The following is a 22172-nucleotide window of genomic DNA, read 5'->3' on the forward strand; positions in this document are numbered from 1 at the left end:
TTATTCCGGTTGAATCGACACCAGCGCGGCTTCAAAGCGGCGCAAGGCAAAAGTGGCGTTGCCGACCTTGATCGCCAGCGGTTCGCCGCCCGGCATGCCACGCTTGAGCATGCGGATTTTTTCGCCGGGCACAAAGCCCAGCTCCATCAGCCGGCGCGCCAGGCCGGCGCCGCCATCGGCGATGGCGCCAGGCGAAACGTGCACCACGGTCGCGGTCGCGCCGACCGGCATGGTGTCGAGGGTAATCGGGGGAACAGCGTGCGTCATGGCAAAGTCCAGTCGTAGGGCCGCTGGCAAGGAGGGCTGCGGCGCTGCCGGCGGGGATGCAATGGTGCGTTCCCGCCGGAATGAATACTAGCATTATAAACGGTAATGCGAATGACTTCTATTTAGCTTGCATACCGCTGAAAAATAGGGCAGTATACGCTTAATGATAATGATTCGCATTAAGTTACTAGCAATCATGTCAGAAGAGTCTTAACCGGGCCTTATTGCCTCTTTGCCTTATTTTGCCTAGCCAGAAGGTGCATCAATGATTGTTTGTGTGTGCAACAACATCTCCGATCGCGAAATCCGTCAAGCCATGGAACTGGGAATCACGTCGATGGACGAGCTGCGTGACGCGCTGGGCGTGGCCACGTGCTGCGGCCAGTGCTTCTCCTGCGCGGAAGAGATCCTCAACGAACAACTGGCCGTCGCCGCTGCCGCCAATATCCAGGAAACGGTGCTGAAACGCCCGGTCTTCTCCAACTGATGATGAACACCCTGACCTACAGCCGGGCGACCTCGCTGTCCGCCGGCGATCAAGGCGGCGCGCGCAAGCGCCGTCGCCAGCTGACGCCGCTGGCGGCGATCGTCGTGGGTCATGTGGTGGTGTTTTACCTCGGCTATTCGGGCATGCTGCGCTCGGTCACGCAGGCGGTCACGCCGCGGGTGGTGAATGTCACCTTCGTGGCCGCGCCGGAGCCGCTGAAGCCGGCCCCGCAGCCCAAGGAAGTGCCGCTGGCGCAGCCGAAGCAGACCTTTGTGCCGCCGCTGCCGCAGATGAATATCGTCCAGACCGAGCCGACCATCACGCTGCCGCCGCCGCCAGCGCGCCCGGCCGATCCGGCACCGGCGCAGGCCGCGCCGGCCAGCGCGCAGGTGGCGCCGGCCGCGCCGCCGGCGCCGGTGGCGCCCAGGACGGTCTCGGCGGTGGAATACATCCGCGCGCCGCAGCCGGTCTATCCCAGCATCGCCAAACGCATGGGCGAAACCGGCATCGTGATGCTGCGCGTGCTGATCGGGGAAAAAGGCAATGCGGAACAGGTGACGGTGCACAAATCATCGGGCTCCGCCAACCTGGATGAAGCCGGCCGCCAGGCCGCGCTGCGCGCGCTGTACAAGCCGTTCATCGAGGACGGCAAGGCCATCCCCGTGTACGTGCTGGTGCCGGTGAACTTCCAGCTCGGCTAGGCCCGGCTCACAGGTCCAGCCTGCCCTCGATGGAATCGTCGAGGGTTTTGCCGATCACGGCGCCCAGCAGCATCTTGACGCTGGCCACCGCCTTGCCGTGCTTGGTATCCCAGTAATAGCCGTAGGTCGGCGCGAACTTGATCAGCGTGACGCGCGGATCGTCCTCGCCGCCGGTGAACCACGTTTTCATCGTGAAGCTCCACAGCTCCTTGATCTTGACCGGGTCGCGCAGCACGGTGGCGATGCCCTCCAGGTGCATGAACTCGGAATGGGCCGAGCCCTGGAAGTACAGCGTGGCCGACGGGTCGGCCGCCAGCTCCTGGTTTTTCAGGCTGTCGCTGGCGCTGATGAACCACAGATTGCCCAGCTCATCGACCTGCAGCGCCGTCATCGGCCGCGCGTCGCCGGGACCGCCGCTGGCGTCGCTGGTGCAAAAGAAGCAGCCCGGGGTGCTGTCGACGAAATCGCGGATCTTGCGGACGGCGTCTTCACCGACCAAGTCCTGGTGATTGTGTTCTGGTTGATTAGCGTTGATCGAATCCATGGTGAGCTCCTGAAGGTTGAGCTTTGATGGTAACGGCGCCAGCCCGGCGGCACAGTGGGATGACGCACACTGCCACCACTACGAATGCTAATGGTTTTCATTTGCGCCAGCGCTCTCAATCACCGAACTTAATGGGTAGTTCGCCGAAATTATCAGACATTGGCCACACAGCCCATGGCATTCATGGCACAATGGCGCCATTCGCAACCATCACAGAAAGACCATCCCATGAAGGGCGACCAAGAAGTCATCCGCTTGCTCAACGCACAGCTGACCAACGAACTCACCGCGATCAACCAGTACTTCCTGCACGCCAAGATGTACAAGCACTGGGGCCTGGAAAAGATCGGCAAGAAAGAGTACGAAGAATCGATCGGCGAAATGAAGCACGCCGACAAGCTGATCGACCGCATCCTGATGCTGGACGGCCTGCCCAACCTGCAAGCGATGCACAAGATACTGGTCGGCGAGAACACCGAGGAGATGCTGAACTGCGACCTGAAGCTGGAAAAAGGCGCGCAGATCACCGTCAAGGAAGGCATTGCCGCCGCCGAGAAGGCGGCCGACTACGTGTCGCGCGACCTGCTGCTGATGATCCTGGAAGACACCGAGGAACACATCGACTGGCTGGAAACCCAGATCGACCTGATCGGCAAAGTGGGCATCCAGAACTACCTGCAAAGCCAGATGAGTGGCGACGAGTAATTACAGCGCCGGCTCACCCACAGGCCGCAAGCTTGCTTGCGGCTTTTTTATTTTCACCATCAGCACCGCCACCGCGCCGCACAACATCAGCACGCCGGCCAGCCGGATCACATTCTCCGGATTGGCGCCCAGCAGGCTGCGGTAGTACAGCGGCAGCGTGAAGATCTGGATGATCATCGGGATCACGATGAACATGTTGAAGATGCCCATGTAGACGCCGGTGCGCTCCGGTGGAATACAACCCGCCAGCATCACGTACGGATTGCCCATGATGCTGGCCCATGCCAGGCCGATGCCGACCATCGGCACGAACAGCAGCGCCGGCGTGTGTATCATCGGGATGCTGAACATGGCCACGCCGGCCAGCGCCAGGCAGGCGCTGTGCGTGAGCTTGGGCCCATAACGGCGCGTGAACGGCACCAGCGCCAGCGCGCCGACAAACGCGATGAAGTTGTAGAACGCCCCCACCTGCCCGGCCAGCAGGCCGGCGTCGCGAAAACCTTGCGACGACTGGTCGGTGGTGCCGTAGAGGGTGGTCGCCAGCGACAGCATGATGTACTGCCAGTAGCAGAACATGGCGTACCACTGGAACAGCTTGACCCAAGCCAGCTGGCGCATGGTAGCGGGCATCTCGCGCACCGCGCTGGCGATGTCGCCCAGCGCGTGGCGCCAGCCGGACGGCCTGGCGCGCAGGGCTTGCAGCTCTTCGCTGGTCAGCGGATTCTCCTTGGTGGTCTTCAGCGTCCACAGCACCGAGGCGATCGAGAACACCGCGCCGATCATGAAGGCGACGATGACGATGTGCGGAATATGGCTGCCGTTGACGGCGTCCTTGTTCATCCCCAGCCAGACCAGCAGCGACGGCGTCAGGTAGGCCAGCGTTTGTCCCAGTCCGGTGAAGGCGCTCTGCGTCAGGAAGCCGACCGCATGCTGCTGCGGCGCCAGCTTGTCGCTGACGAAGGCGCGGTACGGCTCCATGGTGACGTTGTTGGCGGCGTCCAGTATCCACAGCAGGCTGGCCGCCATCCACAGCGTGGGGCTGAACGGCATGGCCAGCAGGCCAAGGCTGCACAGGATGGCGCCGATCAGGAAGTACGGCGTGCGCCGGCCCCAGCGCGTGACGGTGCGGTCGCTCATGGCGCCGATCAGCGGCTGCACCAGCAGCCCGGTCATCGGTCCGGCCAGCCACAGGTACGGCAGGCTGGCTTCATCGGCACCGAGGTATTTGTAGATGGGGCTCATGCTGCTCTGCTGCAGGCCAAAACTGAACTGGATGCCGAAGAATCCAATGTTCATGTTGACGATCTGCCAGAACGACAGGCGCGGTTTCATGCGTCCTCTCCCGCGCGCCAGGCCAGTACCCACGGCGCGTAGAAAGCCATGTCCGCCGGCACCGCGCCGGAGATGCCGCACATGGCGCCGGCAAACGCGTTGGCGCGCGCCAGTGTGGTTGCGATCGGCCAGCCTTGAGACTGGCCGAACAGGAACACGGCGGAGAAGGCGTCGCCCGCGCCCACCGTGTCGACCATGCGCTCGGGCGCATGACACTCGTGGTTGGCGACCACCGCGCCGTCGGCACTGAAATACATCGCGCCGCGTTCGCCCAGCGTGACGATCAGGCCTTGCAGGCCGAAGCTGCGCATCAGCGTCAGGCAGGCGTCGCGCATTTCCGGGCTGTCGGCGGCGGTGCCGGGCTGGGTGTGGGTGTACCAGCGGAACAGGTCCTTCAGCTCGTCCTCGTTGACCTTGACGATGTCCGCCAGCTTGAGCGACTCGTGGGCGATGCGCTCGGTGACCTGGCCTTCGCGCACGTTGAGATCCAGGTAGCGCTGCGCGTCGCTGGCGTCCAGCATGGCGCGCAAGGCGGCGCGCGACTGCGCGTGGCGCTGCGCCATGGTGCCGAAATAGATCACCCGCGGCTGGGCGGCGGCCAGCGCCGCCAGCGCCTGGTCGGTGTCCACGTAATCGTAAGCCTGGTCGGGCAGGATGATGAAGCGGTGGCCGCCCGCACTGCGCTCGACCACCACGCGGCCGGTGGCGCCGCGCTCATCGACCTGCAAGCCCGCCTCGCTCATGCCGAAGCGCGTGAATTCGTCGCAGATCCGCGCGCCGTTCTTGTCGGCGCCGATGCGCGTGACCATCAGCGTGGCGACGCCGAACGCCGCCAGATTGCGCGCCACGTTGAACGGCGCGCCGCCCACCACTTGTTCGGTGACGAAATCGTCCACCAATGCCTCGCCAAAAACGGCGATGGTTTGTTTGCTCATGCTGTCGCTCCACGTTCCAGCCAATGCATCGCATACGGCGCCAGCGTCAGCGCGCCATCCAGTATGCTCCCGTCCATGCAGTCGGTCCAGCGGCCTTGCAGCGCATAGGCCTGCGGTTCGCCGGAAAAATTCATCAGGGTGACAAAGCGTTCGCCGCGCGCCAGCGCCAGCACGGCGTCCGGCGCGTCGTCCAGCAAGGTGCGCGGGGCGTTGGCCGCCAGTGCGTCGTGCTGGCGCCGCAGCCGCACCATGCGCAGCAGCGACTGGTACATCTGGCCGGCGCTGTCGCCGGCATCGTCGCGCGCCCGCCAGCGCGCCTGGTCGAACAAGGGACGCTGCAGCCAGCGGCTGTCCATCGCATGCTGCGGGCGGTGCCGGTAGCTGTAGTCGTTTTCCATCGCCAGCTCGTCACCCATGTACAGCACCGGCAAGGCGCCGAAGCTCAGCGCCAGGCCGTGCAGCAGCTGCAGCCTGCGCAGCGCCAGCGCGCGCGCGGCCTCCGAGTCGGCGCGCTCCAGGCCCGCCAGCGACGCTGCGGAACCGTTGCTGCCGTGGGCGGCGTTGGGATCGGTGCTCTGGAACGCCGCGCCGGCGGCGTAACTGCCCTCGGCGCCGGCGAAGAAGCGCGACGCGCGCGCCAGTCGCGCCGTGGCGTCGCTGCCATCGGCCGCCGCCTCGGCGCGCAGCACGTTCCAGCCGATGTCGTCGTGGCAGCGCACGTAACTGAGCCAGGTGGCGGACGGCGGCAGCGTCGGCGTGTTGCGGATCACTTCCCGCAGCACGCCCGTGCCCTGCTCGGATAAGGCCAGCCAGCCGGCCGCCATCAGGCTGCTGTGATACGCGATGTGGCATTCGCGCGCGTCGGCGCTGCCCAGGTAGGCCGGCAGCTCGCGCGTCGGCACGATGGCCTCCGCCTTCAGCAGCACGCCCGGCGCGACGATGTCGACGATCGCGCGCAGCGCCTGCAGGATCTGGTGCGCCTCCGGCTGGTTCATGCTGTTGGTGCCTTCGCGCTTCCACAGGAAGGCCGTGGAATCCAGGCGGAACACCTCGATGCCGCGATTGGCGAGGCGCAGCAGCGTCGCCGCCATCGCCGAAAACACCGCCGGATTGGCGTAGTTCAGGTCCCACTGGTAGGGGTAGAAAGTGCTCCACACCCAGCCGCCCAGCGCCGGCGTGAAATTGCCCGGCGCGACCTGCGGGAACACCTGGCCCAGCGTGCGCTCGTAGCGGTCCGGCATCTCGCGGTCCGGGTAGCACAGGAACATGGCGCGCGCCTGCTCGTCGCCGGCCTTGGCGGCCAGCGCCCATGCATGGTCGTCCGCCACGTGATTCAGGATGAAGTCCGAACACAGGCTGATGCCGGCCTCGCGCAGCCGCGTGGTCAGCGCCACCAGATCGGCATTGCTGCCCAGCGCCGGCTCCACGTCATCAAAATCCGAGACGGCAAAGCCGCCGTCATTCTCGCCCTCGCGGGCGCGCAGGAAGGGCAGCAGATGCAGATAGCTGACGCCCATCTCGCGCAGATACGGGATGCGCTCCGCCACGCCGTTCAGCGTGCCGCCGAAGTTCTGCACGTACGCGCAGTAGCCCAGCATGCGCTGGCTGAGGAACCATTCCGGCTGCGCCTCGCGTTGCGCATCCAGCTCCCGCAACGGCGCCGGGCGCGCCGCGTACAACTCGCCCAGCGACGCCATCAAGGCGCCCAGCCAGGCGTCGAAATCCGCCTGCTGGCCATACAGGCCGGCCAGCAGCTTGCGCAGCACCGGCTCGTGCACGGCCAGGCGCCGCAAGGCTTGCGCCCGCAGCGCATCGGGCAGGACCGCGAGCAGGCGATCCGACATCACGTTAGAAAGCATAGGTCAGGCTGACTTTGGCGGCACGGCCGGAGATCGAACGCGCGGCGTGGCCGTCGCTTTCCACTTCGGTGTAGCCGATCTTGTTGAACAAATTATTCACGCTCAGCGACAGTGTGGCTTTCATGGTCAGGTTGTAGTTGACGAAAGCATTGACCACTTCATACGCCGGCAGGATGATGGTGTGCGCATCGTCGCCCCACGACTTGCCGGTGCCGATCAGGCTGGCGCCGACGGTGGCGTTCTCGAAGCTGTAGCTTGGCGCGATCTGGTAGATGTACCTGGCCTGGCGGCGCGGCGTGTTGCCGATGTTGGCCACGTCCGCCGGCGCCGTGCCGGTGATCTTGGCGTCGGTGTAGGTCATGCCGCCGGTAACGCGGAAGCCGCCGGCGCTGTACGCGCCCTCCAGCTCCACGCCCTTGGCGTCGTACTTGTTGGAAGTGCTGCGCTGGGTGGTCGCTTCGTAGTTGCTCTCGTCGGTCTTGGCCTGGAACAGCGTGACGAAGGTGCTCACGCCGCCGCTGCGCCATTTCACGCCGCCCTCGATCTGCTTGACGGTGTTGATGTTGATCGGCGCCGTGCCGTCCAGCGGCGTGCCAAACAAGATGCGGTCGGCATTGAACGCCACGCCGTCGCTGGCGCGCGCGAATACCGACAGGTTCCTGGTGAACGCGTAGTTGCCGCCCACCGAGTACGAATTGTGATTCAGCTTGTAGTCGATGAACTGCTGCGTGGCCGGATCGTAGCGCAGCGCGCCGCCGGCCGCGGCGGACGCGGTGGCGATGTTGGCGGTGCCGGTGGCCTGCTGGCGGTCCTGGCGGAAGCTGGCGTCCACGCTCAGCGGGCCGGTCTCGTAGCCGACGTTCACGTACGGCGAGGTGAACTTGTATTCCATGTCCACCGCGCGCGAGCAGCAGCCGCCGAAGGCCGGGCCGACCAGGCCGGGCGTGGCGCTCGACGTTTGCAGCAGCGCCGGCTTGGCGCCGGTTTCCTGCATCAGGTATTCGTTGAAGTTCCAGGTCAGGCCCAGCTTCTGGGTCGACAGGTACAAGCCGGCGGTGGTGGTCAGCTTGCTGCCGTCGGCCAGCTTGAAGGTCTTGGCCAGCTTGGTGTCGTTCAGCGTGTTGCCGGCATCGTCGATCGAGGTATTGAACACCACGGCCGAGAAGGCGCGGCCATTGTAGGCCTGGCCTTTCTGCGGGCCGGTGGCAAACACGTAATTGCCCAGCGTGCCGCTGTTGCCGGCGAAGACGCCCGCGAAGCGGCCGCTGTTATTCGCGGTGCGGAATTTGTCGCTCAGATTCCAGCCATCGCCCAGATCGAACGAGCCTTCGATGCCGAAGGTGTTGCTCTTCACGTGCAGGCCGTCGTTGATGTCGGTCGATACCGGCGTGTTGTTCTTGCTCAGCACCACGTCGCGCACCCAGTACGGCGAGTAGAAGCTGACCGTGCGCGGATCGATGCCGGGGACTTCGCGGATCTGCTGGTTCACCACCGTCACCGGCACCGGCAGCGCGGTCGGCGCCTTGTCGTCCAGGTGCTTGAAGGACAGGCGGATCCACCCATTGTCCAGGTCATGCGTGATGTTGCCGCGAATCTGGCCGCCGTCCTCGGTGCTCATGCCGGTGTTGCGCACGCCTTCGCCGGTGCGGTAGCTGCCGCCGATGAAGAAGCGGGTCTTGTCCGAGATCGGCGCGCCGTAGTCGAAGTCGTAGCGCGTCTCGTCATAGCCCAAGCCGCGGCTGATGCCGATGTGGCCGCCCTTCTCCTCGCCGGTCTTGGTGATGAAGTTGACGATGCCGCCCGGCGCATTGGTCGCCAGCGTCGAGGCCGAGCCGCCGCGCACCACTTCCAGGTGGTCGAGCGTGCCGTCGATCTTGACGAAGCTGTCCGGCGTGGTGAAGTTGAAGTCGCCGAACTGCAGCACCGGCAGGCCGTCTTCCTGGATCTGCACGTAACGCGCGCCGCCGGCCGAAATCGGCACGCCACGTACGGTGATGTTGGCGTTGCCCTCGCCGCCCGACGATTCCGAGCGCACGCCCGGCACCGAGCGCAGCACTTCGGCGGCGCTGAGCGGCGCGGCGTTCTTGATGGCGTCGCCTTCGAGGGTGGAAATCGACACGCTGCTCTTCATTTTGGACGAGGCGCCGCTGGTGCCGGTGACCACCACGCGTTCCATGTTCAGTCCGTCGGCCGGGGCCGCGGCCGGCGCGGCCTCCTGCGCACTCGCGGACAGGTGCAGGACAGCGGTTGCAACGGCGGCGGCAATGCCGCCCAGTTTAAGGGTGCGATGTTCCATGTGTCGTCTCCAGTATTGTCGTTTTTGCTGCTTTATTAAGCAGGTGAACGCATTATGCAATCGATTGCATTGAAATGCAAAATACTTTTTTGTAACGGCTTTCAGCCGCGATGCAATCGGTTGCATCAATCACACAGTACTGGCGCGGATGATCAGTTGGGTGGGGAGCCGGACCGATGGCGCGGCCTGGCCGTCGGCCAGCGCCAGCAGCGACGCCACCAGTGCCCGGCCGGCCTCCGGCATCGGCTGGCGCACCGTGGTCAGCGGCGGGTGGAAGTAGCTGGAGAGAGGAATATCGTCGTAGCCGACCACGGCCACGCGGCCCGGCACGTCCATGCCGCGCTGGCGCAGGGCGTTGATGGCTTCCATCGCCATCAGGTCGCTGCCGGCGAAGATGGCGTCGAACGGCACGCCGCTGGCCAGCAGTTGCTCGACCGCCAGCCGGCCGCCGTCCGGCACGAACGAGGCCGGGATCAGCCATTGCGGATCGACCGCCATGCCGGCCTTGCGCAAGGCGTTGCACAGGCCCTCGTGGCGCTGGCCGATTTCCGGCAGGTTGATGTCGCCGAAGAAGGCGATGCGCTGGCGCCCTTGCGCGATCAGGTGGGCGCCGGCCAGCTCGCCGCCGGCCAGGTTGTCGCCGCCGACGGTGCAGTACAGCTGCTGCGGCAATTGCGCGCCCCACACCACGATCGGCACATGGCGCGCCGCCAGCTGGTTCAGCTGGTCATGGTGGCGCCACTGGCCGATCAGCACGATGCCGATGACACGGCCGGTGTCGAACGGCGCGGCGGCGGCGTCCAGTTCGCTGGCGTCGACCCGCGACACCAGCATGTCGAAGCCCTGCTCGGTCAGCGCGTCGGCCAGGCTGCCCAGCATCGACAGGAAAAACGGATCGGACAGGTGCTGGCGCGTGGCCGGGTCGTACGGCACCACCACGCCCACGGTGCGGTTCTGCTTCATGCGCAGGTTCTGCGCGCCGATGTTGATGTTGTACTTGAGCGAGCGCGCCAGTTCCATGACGCGGGTGCGCGTCTCTTCACTGATCAGCTTGCTGCCGGCCAGCGCGCGCGAGACGGTGGAGGTGGACACGCCGGCCAGCCGCGCGATGTCGGCCATTTGCAGGCGCCGGCTCTCGGCCTCTGGCGGCGTGGATTTGGGCATGAAAGGCGGCCGCCCGTCAGGCCGGCACCGTGTCCTTGAACGACTGGCGCTCGGACAGCTTGTCGTACAGCCGCGCCAAGTTGGGGTAATCGTCGCGCCAGGTGATGTCCGGGAAGCGGAACGCCAGCCAGCCCAGCGTGCAACCCACCGCCACGTCGGCCAGCGAGTAATGGATGCCGGTGCAGTACGGCTGGTCGCCCAGCTTGTCCGAGAGCGACTTCATGCCCAGCTCGACCTTGCGCATCTGGCGCGCCATCCATTCCTCGCTCTGCAGCTCTTTCGGGCGCATGGTGCGCTCCAGGCGCACGCTGACGGCGGCGTCGATCATGCCGTCGGCCAGCGCTTCCCAGCACTTGACGTCGGCGCGGTCGCGGCCGTTGGGCGGCAGCAGCTTGCAGACCGGGGTCAGCGTGTCGAGGTACTCGACCATGACGCGCGAGTCGATCATCACCGTGCCATCTTCCATGACCAGGCTCGGCACCTTCCCGAGCGGGTTCAGCTGGCTGATGGTGGTGTCCGCCGCCCACACGTTCTCCAGTTCAAACTGGTAATCGAGCTTTTTTTCCGCCAGAACAACGCGCACCTTGCGGACATAAGGACTGGCGAGGGAACCGATGAGTTTCATAGACACTTAGAGAGGAAGAACAAGCCCCAGTATAACATCGGCGGGGTGGTCGTCGGCCAATGGTAAAATCACGGTCTGCTCTTTCAACTTCCCGTTCTTTCCATCATGACCACTACTCCTTACTCCACGCTGTCGGCGCTGTCGCCACTGGATGGCCGCTACGCCGGTAAAACCGATCTGCTGCGCCCCATCCTGTCCGAATCCGGCTTCATGCACCACCGCGTCAAAGTAGAAATCGCCTGGCTGCAAGCGCTGTCGCAGGCCGGCTTCGCCGAAATCAAGCCGTTTTCGGCCGCGGCGAACGCCCTGCTGGACAAGCTGGCCGCCGACTTCACCGAAGCCGACGCCGCCCGCATCAAGGAAATCGAGGCCGTCACCAACCACGACGTCAAGGCGGTGGAATACTGGCTGAAGGAGCAGGTCAAGGATGTGCCGGAACTGGTGGCCGCGTCGGAGTTCATCCACTTCGCCTGCACCTCGGAAGACATCAACAACACCTCGCACGGCATGATGCTGAAGGCCGCGCGCGACAGCGTCATGCTGCCGTCGCTGCGCAAGGTGATCGCCAAGCTGACCGAAATCGCCCACGCCAACGCCGAACTGCCGATGCTGTCGCGCACCCACGGCCAGACCGCCAGCCCGACCACGCTGGGCAAGGAAATGGCCAACGTTGTGGCCCGCCTGCAGCGCGCCATCAAGCGCATCGAACAGGTTGAGATTCTGGGCAAGATGAACGGCGCGGTCGGCAACTACAACGCCCACCTGTCGGCCTACCCGTCGTTCGACTGGCCGGCGTTCTCCAAGAACGTCATCGAGCAGCGCCTGGGCCTGGTGTTCAACCCGTACACCATCCAGATCGAACCGCACGACTACATGGCCGAGCTGTTCGACGCCTTCGCGCGCGCCAACACCATCCTGCTGGACCTGAACCGCGACATCTGGAGCTACGTCTCGCTGGGCTACTTCAAGCAAAAGCTGAAGGCCGGCGAAATCGGCTCGTCGACCATGCCGCACAAGGTCAACCCGATCGACTTTGAAAACTCGGAAGGCAACCTGGGCCTGGCCAACGCGGTACTGAAACACCTGTCCGAGAAGCTGCCGGTGTCGCGCCTGCAACGCGACCTGACCGACTCGACCGTGCTGCGCAACATCGGCGTCGGCCTCGGCTACGCGCTGCTGGCCTACGACAGCTGCCTGCGCGGCCTGAACAAGCTGGAAGTCAATCCGCAGCGCCTGGAAGCCGACCTCGACGCCAACTGGGAAGTGCTGGCCGAGCCGGTGCAGACGGTGATGCGCCGCTACGGCATCGCCAACCCGTACGAGCAGCTGAAGGAACTGACCCGCGGCAAAGGCATCTCCAAAGCCGCGCTGCAGGAATTCATCAACGGCCTGGCCGTGCCGCAGGAAGCCAAGGACCTGATGCTGGCCATGACCCCGGCCAACTACACCGGCCTCGCGGCGGCTCTGGCTAAAGCCATCTGATCCGCGTAATAAAATTGCACTACACTAAAAGCCCCGGCGACGTCCGGGGCTTTTTTTCGTCTCGGCAAGCGCAAATGGGATTTCTTTGGTATATTTAGTTCTAACACGTACTAATTCTTCGGAGCCGCTTTTATGCCACGCTATACCAAAATTGCCATGTTGCTGCATTGGCTAGTTGCCTTGCTCATCATTGCCACCTTCTTCCTCGGCCTGTCGATGGTTGCCATCCACGGCTTCTCGCCCACCAAGCTGAAGTACTTCTCCTGGCACAAGTGGATGGGCGTCACTGTCTTCGCGCTGGCCGTGCTGCGCGTGCTGTGGCGCGTCACCCACCAGCCGCCGGCCAAGCTGGCGTCGATTCCGGACTGGCAGCACAAGATCGCCGAAGGCATGCACTACCTGCTGTACTTCCTGATCTTCGCGGTGCCGATCTCCGGCTACTTCTACACCTACGCCGCCGGCGTGCCGGTGGTCTACCTCGGCCTGTGGCAGATGCCGGCGGTGATGGCAGCCAATGCCGAGCTTAAGCCAGTTTTACAAAATGTCCATTATGTTTTGACCATGACCATGGCCGCTGCTGTCGTCGCCCATGCCCTGGCCGCGCTGAAGCACCATTTCATCGACCGCGACGTGACGCTGAAGCGCATGTTGCCGCTGTAATCCCACCCCCCCACTGGAGCCTCACATGAACACCATCAAAAAAATCGCCCTCGTCTCGCTGCTGGGTGTCGCCTTTGCCGCCAGCGCCGCCGCGCTGAAAACCGATCCGGCCAAGAGCACCGTCACCGCCACCTTCAAGCAAATGAACGTGCCGGTGGACGCCAAGTTCAAGAAATTCAGCGCCAACATCGACTACGACGCCGCCAAGCCGGACGCCGCCAAGGCCACCGTCGAAGTCGACACCGGCAGCATGGACCTGGGCGACGCCGAGTACAACAAGGAAGTGGCCAAGAAAGAATGGTTCAACGCCGCCCAGTTCCCGAAAGCGACCTTCGTATCATCGTCGATCAAGAGCGCCGGCGCCGGCAAGCTGACCGTGACCGGCAAGCTGACCATCAAGGGCAAGACCGCCGACGTCAGCTTCCCGCTGACCGTCAAGGCCGACGGCAAGAACCAGGTGTTTGACGGCGTGCTGCCGATCAAGCGCCTGACCTACAACATCGGCGAAGGCGAATGGAAGGACACCAGCATGGTGGCGGACGACGTCACCATCAAATTCCACGTCGTCGCCGGCCAATAAGACCACTGACCACCACCACGGAGACTGAAGAAGATGAAAGCACAGATCCTGATCGCCACGCTGCTGGCCGCCTCGGCCACATCGGCCATCGCCGCCACCTACAACATCGACCCGACGCACACCTACCCGAGCTTCGAGGCCGACCACATGGGCCTGTCGGTATGGCGCGGCAAGTTCGACAAGACCAGCGGCACGGTGACGATGGATCGCGCTGCCAAGACCGGCGCGCTGGACATCAAGATCGACCCGGCCTCGATCGACTTCGGCCTGGAAGCGATGAACAAGCACGCCAAGGGCGACGACATGTTCAACGTGGCCAAGTTCCCGACCATCACCTACACCAGCAAATCGTTCAAGTTTGACGGCGACCAGCTGGTGGGCGTGGACGGCGAGCTGACCATGCTGGGCGTGACCAAGCCGGTGGCGCTGAAGGTCAACAAGTTCAAGTGCATCATGCACCCGCGCTACAAGAAAGAAGTATGCGGCGCCGACGCCAGCGCCGAGTTCAAGCGCAGCGACTTCGGCATGAACTTCGGCCTGCCAGCCTTCTCGCCGGAAGTCAAACTGGCGATCCAGATCGAAGCCATCAAGGCCGACTAACCCTCCGCCCCCCTCCGGGGTCAGGTCCTCCATTTCTACACGGCCTCTGCCGTAGCGTTCGCTACGGCAGAGGCCGTGTAGAAATGGAGGACCTGACCCCGGAGTTCGTTGTTATACTGTTGAGCGCCGTTCAACCACTTCACAACGAGACATGAAAAAATCTTTGATCGCGCTCGCCATCCTGAGCACCGCCGCCCACGCGGATGAAGGCATGTGGATGCCTCAACAGCTGCCACAAGTAGCCAAGGAACTGAAAGCCGCCGGCCTCAAGCTGGACCCCGCCTCCCTCACCAAACTGACCGAATTCCCGATGGGCGCCATCGTCAGCCTGGGCGGCTGCTCGGCGTCCTTCGTGTCGCCGCAGGGCCTGGTCGCCACCAACCACCACTGCGTCTACGGCAGCGTCGCCCATAACTCGACGCCGGAACGCAATCTGCTGGCCAACGGTTTCCTGGCCCATAACCTGTCCGAGGAACTGCCGGCCGCGCCGGGCAGCCGCATCTTCGTGACCAAGGCGGTGACCGACGTCAGCAAGCAGGTGATCACGCCGGAAGTGGCCAAGCTGAGCGGCAAGGCGCGCATCGATGCGATCGAAAAGAACCAGAAGGCCATCCAGGCCGACTGCGAAAAAGATCCCGGCCACCGCTGCACCGTGTCGTCGTATTACGGCGGCCTGGAGTTTTACCTGATCAAGCAGCTGGAAATCCGCGACGTCCGCCTGGTGCACGCGCCACCCGAGGGCGTGGGCAAGTTCGGCGGCGATACCGATAACTGGATGTGGCCGCGCCACACCGGCGACTACGGCTTCTACCGCGCCTACGTCAGCAAGGACGGCAAGGCCGCCGACTATAGCAAGGACAACGTCCCTTACGTGCCGCAGCATTACCTGAAGCTGGCCAAGGAAGGCGTCAAGGAAGGCGACTTCATCATGGTGCTGGGCTACCCGGGCCGCACCAACCGCCACCGCCTGCCGTCCGAAGTGGCGTTCACCTTCGACTGGAACTATCCGGCCTTCGTCAAGCAGTCGGCCGAGAGCCTGGCCATCATCGCCGATACCACCAAGGACAACAAGGACACCGCGCTGAAATACGCGTCGCAAGTGGCCGGCATCAACAACTACTACAAGAACCGCCAGGGCATGCTGGATTCCTACGCCAACAGCGACATGCTGAAGCGTAAGAGCGCCGAGCACGAGGCGCTCAAGCAGTGGATCAACGCCGACGCCAAGCGTAAGGCCGAGTACGCCGGCGACATCGACCTGGTGGAAAAGCTGATCGCCCAGCGCGATGCTGAAATCAAGCGCGACTACTACTTCGGCTCGTCCAAGCCGCGCCTGCTGAACACCGCGCGCATGCTGTACCGCCTGGCCAACGAAAACACCAAGCCAGACGCCGACCGCAAGGCCGGCTACCAGCAGCGTGACGTGCCGCGCATCAAGGCCTCGGTCGATGGCCTGGTACGCAACTACGACGAGAAGGTCGACAAGGCGCTGGTGCTGAACAGCCTGACCAAGTACGCCGCCCAGCCGGCGTCGCAGCGCAACGCCGCCTTCGATAGCGTGGTCGGCATCAAGGACAACATGAGCAAGGCCGACCTGCAAGCCGCGCTGGACAAGCTGTACGCCGGCAGCAAGCTGGGCGATCCGGCCGAGCGCAAAGCCTGGCTGGAGCGCAAGCCGGCCGACTTCAAGGCCAGCGACGACAGCTTCATCAAGGCTGCCGTGGCGCTGTACGAGCCGGACCTGAAGGACGAGGCGCAGGAAGAGGAATTGGCCGGCAAGCTGCAGCAGGCTTACGCCAACTACATGAAGGCCAAGATCGCCTACATGCACAGCAAGGGCCAGGCCGTCTACCCTGACGCCAACAGCACCTTGCGCGTGACCTTCGGCAAGATCGCCGGCCGCGATCCGGGCGCCGATGGCACCACCTGGAAGGCCTTCACCACGGTCGAGGGCGTAGCCGCCAAGGCCACCGGCCAGGGCGAGTTCAATGCGCCTGCCGCGCAGCTGAAAGCGATCAAGGCCAAGGAATACGGCAAGTACGCCGATCCGATCCTGAAGACGGTGCCGGTGGCTTATCTGGCCACGCTGGACATCACCGGCGGCAACTCGGGCTCGGCCGCGCTGAACGCCAAGGGCGAGTGGATTGGCCTGGCATTCGACGGCACGCTGGATTCGATCATTTCGGACTGGGACTTCAACAAGAAGATGACCCGCGACATCCAGGTCGACCTGCGCTACATCCTGTGGAACATGAAGCACGTCGACCACGCCGACAACCTGCTGAAGGAAATGGGCGCCGAATAAGCGTCTTCCCCCGATAGTCGGAAGCCACGCTCAGGAAACAGAGCGTGGCTTTTTATTATAATCGGTTACAGTATGGCGACGTCCCGTCCACCATCGCAAGGAGATGTTATGTCCGCAAAGAAAATTGCCGTCATCATCGGCAGCCTGCGCAAAGCGTCGCTCAACCGCAAGTTTGCCCATGAAGTCATGGCGCTGGCGCCGGAGTCGCTACAGCTGGAGATCGTGGAAATCGGCGAACTCGCCGTCTACAACGAGGATCTGGAAGGCGATGGCGTCACGCCGCCGCAGGCGTGGACGCAATTCCGCGACCGCATGAAGGAATACGAGGGCGTGCTGTTCTTCACGCCGGAATACAACCGCTCCACCACGGCCGCGCTGAAGAACGCGCTGGACGTCGGCTCGCGGCCCTACGGCCACAGCATCTGGAGCGGCAAGCCAGCCGGCATCGTCAGCGTTTCCCCTGGCGCCACCGGCGCGTTCGGCGCCAACCACCATCTGCGCCAGTCGCTGGTGTTCCTCGACATGCCAACCCTGCTGCAGCCGGAGGCGTATATCGGCGGCGCCGCCAAGCTGCTGGGCGACGACGGCAAAATCAACAACGACAGCACCAAACAGTTCCTGAAGAAGTTCATTGACACTTACGCTACCTGGGTCGAGACCAACGCGAAGACGAAGTAATCAGCGCCGCAGCGGCGTGAAGACGTGGCCGGCCGCCGTCAGCGCGGCCGGTTGCACATGCGCCGGCGGCGCGCCGCGATTCAGCGCCAGCAGTTGCGGGCCATCTTGCCCCGGCAGCAGCGCCAGGTCCGCCCCGGGCAGACGCCGGGCCAGCTCCGCCGCAGCCGCGCCAATGGCGCCGGGCGCTCCGGCTGCGTCGGTCGCGCCGGTTGTGCCGGTCGCGCCGGTCGCACTGGTCGCACTGGTTGTGCCGGTCACGCCCGTCAAACCGGCCGCCCCCGCGTACAGCCGATACGACGCGCGGCTGTTGCCCACCTCGATCAGATAGCCTGCCATCGCGACCGTGCCCGCCGCGCCCGGCATGGCCGTCACGCGCAGCCGGGTGCCGTGCTTACGCAAGTCCAGCGCATTCCATGGCTGCATCGGATACCAGCGCGGCCCGGCCCCGGCCCCGGCCGTCGCCCCATCCTTCGCCCCATCGCCCGCGCCAGCCCCGCCCTGCTCCGCCACCACCACCGGCATGCCATCCGGCAGCGTCCGCAGCGGCGCCAGCCCGTCGTAACGGCCGGCGCTGGCCGGCAGCACCAGCAGCAGATCGGCAGCCGGCCAGCCCCGCACCGCGTACTGGCTGTAAGCCTCGCCATCCGCCTCCACCACCAGCAAGCGCAGATCCTGAAAGCGCACCAGCACCAGCCCCTTGCCAGCCAGTTGCAACTGCCCGCGCGACGCTGCCGGCGCCGTGGCGCCCGCCAACTCGATCACATAACGCGGCCCCACCTGCGCCACGCCCCAGCGACACACCAGCGCCAGCAACGCCACCACCAGTACCGCTCGCACGCCATAGCCCATGCTGTTCTCCCGGCAAATGAAACAGACAAGCAGTACAGCACGACCGCGATAAATTTACGTTGAAGCAACTCAAGCTACCGGCTGCGGGCGCTCAAAAAACGGGCACGATGATACAATCTCGGCCTTCCCTTCCATTCCCGCTGAGATTCAGACCACCATGCACGACATGCTGACGCCTTACGAAAAAGGCAATCACAACCAAACCACCACGTGGAGCGAATGCATCGCCTTCTACGAGGCGCTGGCCCAGCGCTTCCCGCACGTGCTGCGCTTTGAGCAGATCGGCCTGTCCGACGCCGGCATCCCGATCCACGCCGGCGTGGTCAGCGCCGACGGCGTCCACGACCGCAGCCAGATCAAGGCCGAGGGCCGCACCGTCTTCTTCAACAACAACGGCATCCACCCGGGCGAGCCGGAAGGCGTGGATGCCTGCATGGCCATCGTGCGCGACCTGTGCTTCGACCCGGCCAAGCTGGCCGCGCTGGGCAAGACCGTGCTGCTGTTCGTGCCGCTGTACAACGTCGACGGCGCGCTAAACCGCGCCAACACCTCGCGCGTCAACCAGGACGGTCCCGAGCAGTTCGGCTTCCGCGGCAACAGCCGCCACCTCGACCTGAACCGCGACTTCATCAAGTGCGACACCTACAACGCCCAGCTGTTCAACCAGCTGCTGACCAGCTGGGACCCGGACGTGATGGTCGACACCCACACCTCCAACGGCGCCGACTACCCGTACACGATGACGCTGATCCACACCCAGGCCGACAAGCTGGGCTACGGCCTCGGCCCCTTCCTGCGCGACACCATGCTGCCGCACATCTACCAGGAGATGGCAGCGAAGGGCTGGCCGACCTGCCCCTACGTCAATCCGGTCAAGGACACGCCGGACGACGGCATCGCCGAATTCCTCGAAGTGCCGCGCTTCTCGACCGGCTTCGCCGCCCTGCACCACGTCATCGGCTTCATGCCGGAAACGCACATGCTCAAGCCCTTCAAGGACCGCTACGACTCGATGCGTGCGCTGCTGGACGTGACCCTGGCCTTCACGGTCGCACACGGCGAACAAATCAAGCAACTGCGCGCCGAAGCCAAGGAGCAGGCGGCCAACGCCACCGAATGGACCGTCAGCTGGCAAATGGACGAAGACCATCCATCGACCTTCTGCTTCAAGGGCTACGCGGCCAAACGCAGCGCCAGCCTGCTGGGCAACTACCAGCGCCTGTCGTATGACCGCAGCCAGCCGTGGGAAAAAGACATCGCCTACTACAACCGCTTCGTGCCGTCGGCCACCGTGCGCGCGCCGAAAGGCTACATCGTCCCGCAAGCGTGGCGCGAAGCCATCGAGCGCCTGCAGTGGAACGGCGTGGAAATGGCCCGCTTCGACGAAGCGCAGACGGTGGAAGCACAGTACTACCACATCGTCTCCGTGAGCTCGCGCCCGCACGCCTACGAAGGCCATCTGTACCACGACGACGTGCGGTTGGAGGCACGCACCGCCACCTTCACCGTGCAGCCGGGTGACTACTTCATCCCGCTCAAGCAGGGCAACGCGCGCTACGCCGTCGAAACGCTGGAGCCCCAGGGCCACGACTCCTTCTTCCGCTGGGGCTTCTTCAACAGCGTGCTGGAAAAGAAAGAAGCCTACTCGGACTACGTGTTCGAAGACCTGGCGCTGGAGATGCTGGACACCGAGCCGGAACTGAAAGCGAAATTCGAAGCATGGAAGGCCGCCAATCCGGCGCTGCTGTCGGACCAGGACGCGGTGCTGGGCTTCATCTTCGCCAACGGCAAGCGCCACGCCGAGCCGGAATGGCGCCGCTACCCGGTGCTGTCGGTCTTCTAAACCTCCCGTAGTATTTCGCGTCATTCAACGTGCGCGCCGTGGCGATCCCGCGGCGCGCATGCAAGCTGCCCACAAGGCCATAGCCATGCATTACGCACTCAATCTGCGCACCTTCTTCTACAGCCATTACTTTTATCTCGGCCTGCGCTTCGCCGCCGGCCTGGTCGGCGTCACGCTGATCACGCTGCACTTCGCCGACATGGCAACCGCCATGACCGTCTGCATCGGCGCCCTGTGCACCGCGCTGATGGACATGCCCAGTCCCCTGCGCCACAAGTTCAACGAGATGAGCGCCTCGGTGCTGCTGTGCAGCGCCGTCACCCTGTTAATCAGCCTGTGCGCGCCGTACCACTGGCTGCTGATGATCATGCTGGTGCTGGTCAGCTTTGCCGCCTGCATGATGGTCGTCTACGGCAAAAAGTCGATGCCGCTGCAACTGGCCACGCTGTTCATCATGACCATGTCGATGGAACACGATATGTCGGTGCGCCAGTCCTTCATCCACACCGGCGTGTTCACGCTGGGCGCGGTGGCCTACCTGGCCTACGCCATGGGCATCTCGTGGATACTGCGCCACCGCATCAAGCAGCAGGTGCTGGCCGAGGCGCTGTTCGAGCTGGCCGCCTACATCGACATCAAGGCCGACTTCTACGACACCCGCTTCAACCTCACCGAACAATTCAATAAGCTGATCCGCCATCAAAGCCTGCTGGCCGACCGCCAGCAGGCCTCGCGCGACCTGATCCTGCGCGCCCACAACAACGCGCGCGACGCCATCGTGGTGCAGGTCCACGTCTGCATGCTGGACCTGTATGAGCTGATCCTCTCCACCCACACCGACTACGCGCTGCTGCGCGCCCACCTGGCCGATTCGCCGGTGATGCAAACGCTGCACGACCTGGCCTACAAGGCCGCGCGCGACATTGAATCGGTGGCGTACGATGTCACGCGCAAGAAGTCCTCCTACCCGGAAATCAGCTACGAGCCGGAGCTGGCCGCCATCGAGGCCGAACTGGCGGCCATCCAGCAGCGCATCGATGCCGGCAAGCCGCAGCACGAAGCGCTGGCGGTGCTGCGCGCGCAGCGCAACAAGATCCGCGCCATCATCAAGATGATCGGCGAGCTGCATCAGGCCAGCCAGAAGGCCTACGACACCACGCCGTTCTGGGTGGATGCCGACATGGGCCCGTTCCTGTCGCAGCAAAAATATGAGTTCCGCATGATCCTGTCGCACCTGCGGCTGGATTCGCCGATCTTCCGCTTTTCGCTGCGGGTGGCGATGGCGATCTCGGTCGGGCTGGCGGTGGCGGCGTGGCTGCCGTATGCGACGCACAGCTACTGGATCGTGCTGACCATCGTCATCATCCTCAAGCCGTCGTTCAGCATGACCAAGCAGCGGCGGCGCGACCGCATCGTCGGCACGGTGATCGGCTGCGTGATCACCGCGCTGATCATCAAGTTCCTCAACTACCCGGCCTTCATCCTCGGCGCGCTGGTGCTGTCGACGGTGGCCATGCCGACCTTCGTCTATCTGCGCTATCGCTATGCGGCGGTGGCGGTCAGCGTGATGATCTTGCTGCAGATGTACCTGATCGCGCCGGGCAACGAGAACCTGATCATGGAGCGCCTGGTGGATACGGTGGTGGGCGCGGTGGTGGCGACAGCCTTCAGCTTCGTACTGGCCAGCTGGGAGTACCAGACCTTGCCGCGCCTGGTGCGCGAGGTGTTGGAAGTGAACCGGCGCTACATGCAGGCCAGCTTCGATCTGCTGCAGGGCAAAGGCAAGGACGATTTCGCCTACCGCATCGAACGCAAGCGCCTGATGGACAGCCTGGCCGCGCTCAGTTCCGCGCTGGTGCGCATGCTCGATGAGCCGTCCAGCAAACAGCGCGCGGTGGAGGACATCAACCTGTTCATCGTGCAGAACTACCTGCTGATGGCGCACGTGGCGGCGCTGCGCGCCATCCTGCGCCGCCACACGAAGGAACTGCCGGCGGAAGCGGTCAACGCCATGCTGGCCGAAAGCCACGCCCAGGTGGTGGACGTGCTGGAACACGCGTTGGATCCGCGCAGCCAGGCCAGCGAGGAGGCGCTGATGTCGGCCTCCACGCTGTCGGCGCAATCGGCGGCGGCGGCGCGGGCGTCGCAGGTGCCGTGGTCCGGCTGGCCGCTGGTCCAGCGCCGCATCCGGTTGCTGCAGGCGGACGCCGTCAAAATCATCGTCCACCGCGCAGCCATCCTGCGCGACCTCGCCTGAACC

General features: G+C 64.4%; 20 protein-coding genes. 11 read left to right on the forward strand and 9 right to left on the reverse strand.

The annotated features are described in order from the left end of the window. Window positions 1–267, reverse strand: a complete 267-nt coding sequence (locus FHW58_RS22405) for a FeoA family protein (protein WP_179675395.1) — start codon at window positions 265–267, stop codon at window positions 1–3. A 265-nt stretch (window positions 268–532) separates the two neighbouring features. Between FHW58_RS22405 and FHW58_RS22410 the strand changes: the two genes are divergently transcribed. Further along, window positions 533–754 (forward strand): bacterioferritin-associated ferredoxin, encoded by a 222-nt coding sequence (locus tag FHW58_RS22410; protein ID WP_179675396.1) that lies wholly within the window; start codon window positions 533–535, stop codon window positions 752–754. Continuing rightward, window positions 754–1455, forward strand: coding sequence for an energy transducer TonB (locus FHW58_RS22415; protein WP_229265452.1), 702 nt, complete (start codon window positions 754–756; stop codon window positions 1453–1455). Before FHW58_RS22410 ends, FHW58_RS22415 begins: the two co-directional genes overlap by 1 nt. A 7-nt stretch (window positions 1456–1462) precedes the next feature. Here the strand turns inward: FHW58_RS22415 and FHW58_RS22420 are convergent, their stop codons facing one another. Beyond that, a complete protein-coding gene (locus FHW58_RS22420) occupies window positions 1463–1999 on the reverse strand; it encodes a pyridoxamine 5'-phosphate oxidase family protein (RefSeq protein WP_179675397.1) in 537 nt (178 codons plus the stop codon). 228 nt (window positions 2000–2227) lie between these two features. Between FHW58_RS22420 and bfr the strand changes: the two genes are divergently transcribed. Continuing rightward, window positions 2228–2704: a bacterioferritin gene (gene bfr, locus FHW58_RS22425; protein WP_179675398.1), complete on the forward strand. Its 477-nt coding sequence runs from the start codon at window positions 2228–2230 to the stop codon at window positions 2702–2704. Here the strand turns inward: bfr and FHW58_RS22430 are convergent, their stop codons facing one another. The 6 genes from FHW58_RS22430 to FHW58_RS22455 form a co-directional block, all read right to left on the reverse strand. Beyond that, complete coding sequence (locus tag FHW58_RS22430) at window positions 2705–4036, reverse strand: MFS transporter (protein ID WP_179675399.1); 1332 nt, start codon at window positions 4034–4036, stop codon at window positions 2705–2707. Then, window positions 4033–4971, reverse strand: coding sequence for a PfkB family carbohydrate kinase (locus tag FHW58_RS22435; RefSeq protein WP_179675400.1), 939 nt, complete (start codon window positions 4969–4971; stop codon window positions 4033–4035). The genes FHW58_RS22430 and FHW58_RS22435 overlap by 4 nt, the downstream gene beginning before the upstream one ends. After that, window positions 4968–6830 carry an alpha-amylase family glycosyl hydrolase gene (locus FHW58_RS22440; protein WP_179675401.1) on the reverse strand — a complete coding sequence of 621 codons (1863 nt, stop codon included), beginning with the start codon at window positions 6828–6830 and terminating at the stop codon, window positions 4968–4970. The genes FHW58_RS22435 and FHW58_RS22440 overlap by 4 nt, the downstream gene beginning before the upstream one ends. Continuing rightward, on the reverse strand, window positions 6820–9126 hold the full coding sequence (locus FHW58_RS22445; RefSeq protein WP_179675402.1) for a TonB-dependent receptor domain-containing protein: 2307 nt from the start codon (window positions 9124–9126) through the stop codon (window positions 6820–6822). Before FHW58_RS22445 ends, FHW58_RS22440 begins: the two co-directional genes overlap by 11 nt. Before the next feature lie 129 nt (window positions 9127–9255). Continuing rightward, a complete protein-coding gene (locus FHW58_RS22450) occupies window positions 9256–10290 on the reverse strand; it encodes a LacI family DNA-binding transcriptional regulator (protein WP_179675403.1) in 1035 nt (344 codons plus the stop codon). A 16-nt stretch (window positions 10291–10306) separates the two neighbouring features. Further along, complete coding sequence (locus FHW58_RS22455) at window positions 10307–10915, reverse strand: glutathione S-transferase family protein (RefSeq protein ID WP_179675404.1); 609 nt, start codon at window positions 10913–10915, stop codon at window positions 10307–10309. Window positions 10916–11020: 105 nt separating this feature from the next. On the opposite strand from FHW58_RS22455, the gene purB reads away from it, so the two are divergent. The 6 genes from purB (at window position 11021) to FHW58_RS22485 (ending at window position 17220) form a co-directional block, all read left to right on the forward strand. Next, entirely contained in the window at window positions 11021–12397 is a 1377-nt protein-coding gene (purB, locus tag FHW58_RS22460; protein ID WP_179675405.1) for an adenylosuccinate lyase, read from the forward strand. Window positions 12398–12529: 132 nt separating this feature from the next. Continuing rightward, a complete protein-coding gene (locus tag FHW58_RS22465) occupies window positions 12530–13057 on the forward strand; it encodes a cytochrome b (RefSeq protein ID WP_179675406.1) in 528 nt (175 codons plus the stop codon). A gap of 25 nt (window positions 13058–13082) precedes the next feature. Beyond that, window positions 13083–13637 (forward strand): YceI family protein, encoded by a 555-nt coding sequence (locus FHW58_RS22470; RefSeq protein ID WP_179675407.1) that lies wholly within the window; start codon window positions 13083–13085, stop codon window positions 13635–13637. Window positions 13638–13670: 33 nt separating this feature from the next. Continuing rightward, complete coding sequence (locus FHW58_RS22475) at window positions 13671–14237, forward strand: YceI family protein (RefSeq protein WP_179675408.1); 567 nt, start codon at window positions 13671–13673, stop codon at window positions 14235–14237. Window positions 14238–14388: 151 nt separating this feature from the next. Then, complete coding sequence (locus tag FHW58_RS22480; RefSeq protein ID WP_179675409.1) at window positions 14389–16542, forward strand: S46 family peptidase; 2154 nt, start codon at window positions 14389–14391, stop codon at window positions 16540–16542. A gap of 108 nt (window positions 16543–16650) precedes the next feature. After that, entirely contained in the window at window positions 16651–17220 is a 570-nt protein-coding gene (locus FHW58_RS22485) for an NADPH-dependent FMN reductase (protein WP_179675410.1), read from the forward strand. Here the strand turns inward: FHW58_RS22485 and FHW58_RS22490 are convergent, their stop codons facing one another. Further along, window positions 17221–18069, reverse strand: a complete 849-nt coding sequence (locus FHW58_RS22490; protein ID WP_179675411.1) for a hypothetical protein — start codon at window positions 18067–18069, stop codon at window positions 17221–17223. It abuts the gene before it with no gap. Between the two features lie 157 nt (window positions 18070–18226). On the opposite strand from FHW58_RS22490, the gene FHW58_RS22495 reads away from it, so the two are divergent. Both FHW58_RS22495 and FHW58_RS22500 read left to right on the forward strand, forming a co-directional pair. Next, entirely contained in the window at window positions 18227–19912 is a 1686-nt protein-coding gene (locus FHW58_RS22495; RefSeq protein ID WP_179675412.1) for a M14 family zinc carboxypeptidase, read from the forward strand. A gap of 85 nt (window positions 19913–19997) precedes the next feature. Beyond that, a complete protein-coding gene (locus FHW58_RS22500) occupies window positions 19998–22169 on the forward strand; it encodes an FUSC family membrane protein (protein WP_179675413.1) in 2172 nt (723 codons plus the stop codon). Window positions 22170–22172 lie beyond the last annotated feature (3 nt).

Source organism: Duganella sp. 1224, from assembly GCF_013408245.1.
Taxonomy (GTDB): domain Bacteria; phylum Pseudomonadota; class Gammaproteobacteria; order Burkholderiales; family Burkholderiaceae_D; genus Rugamonas.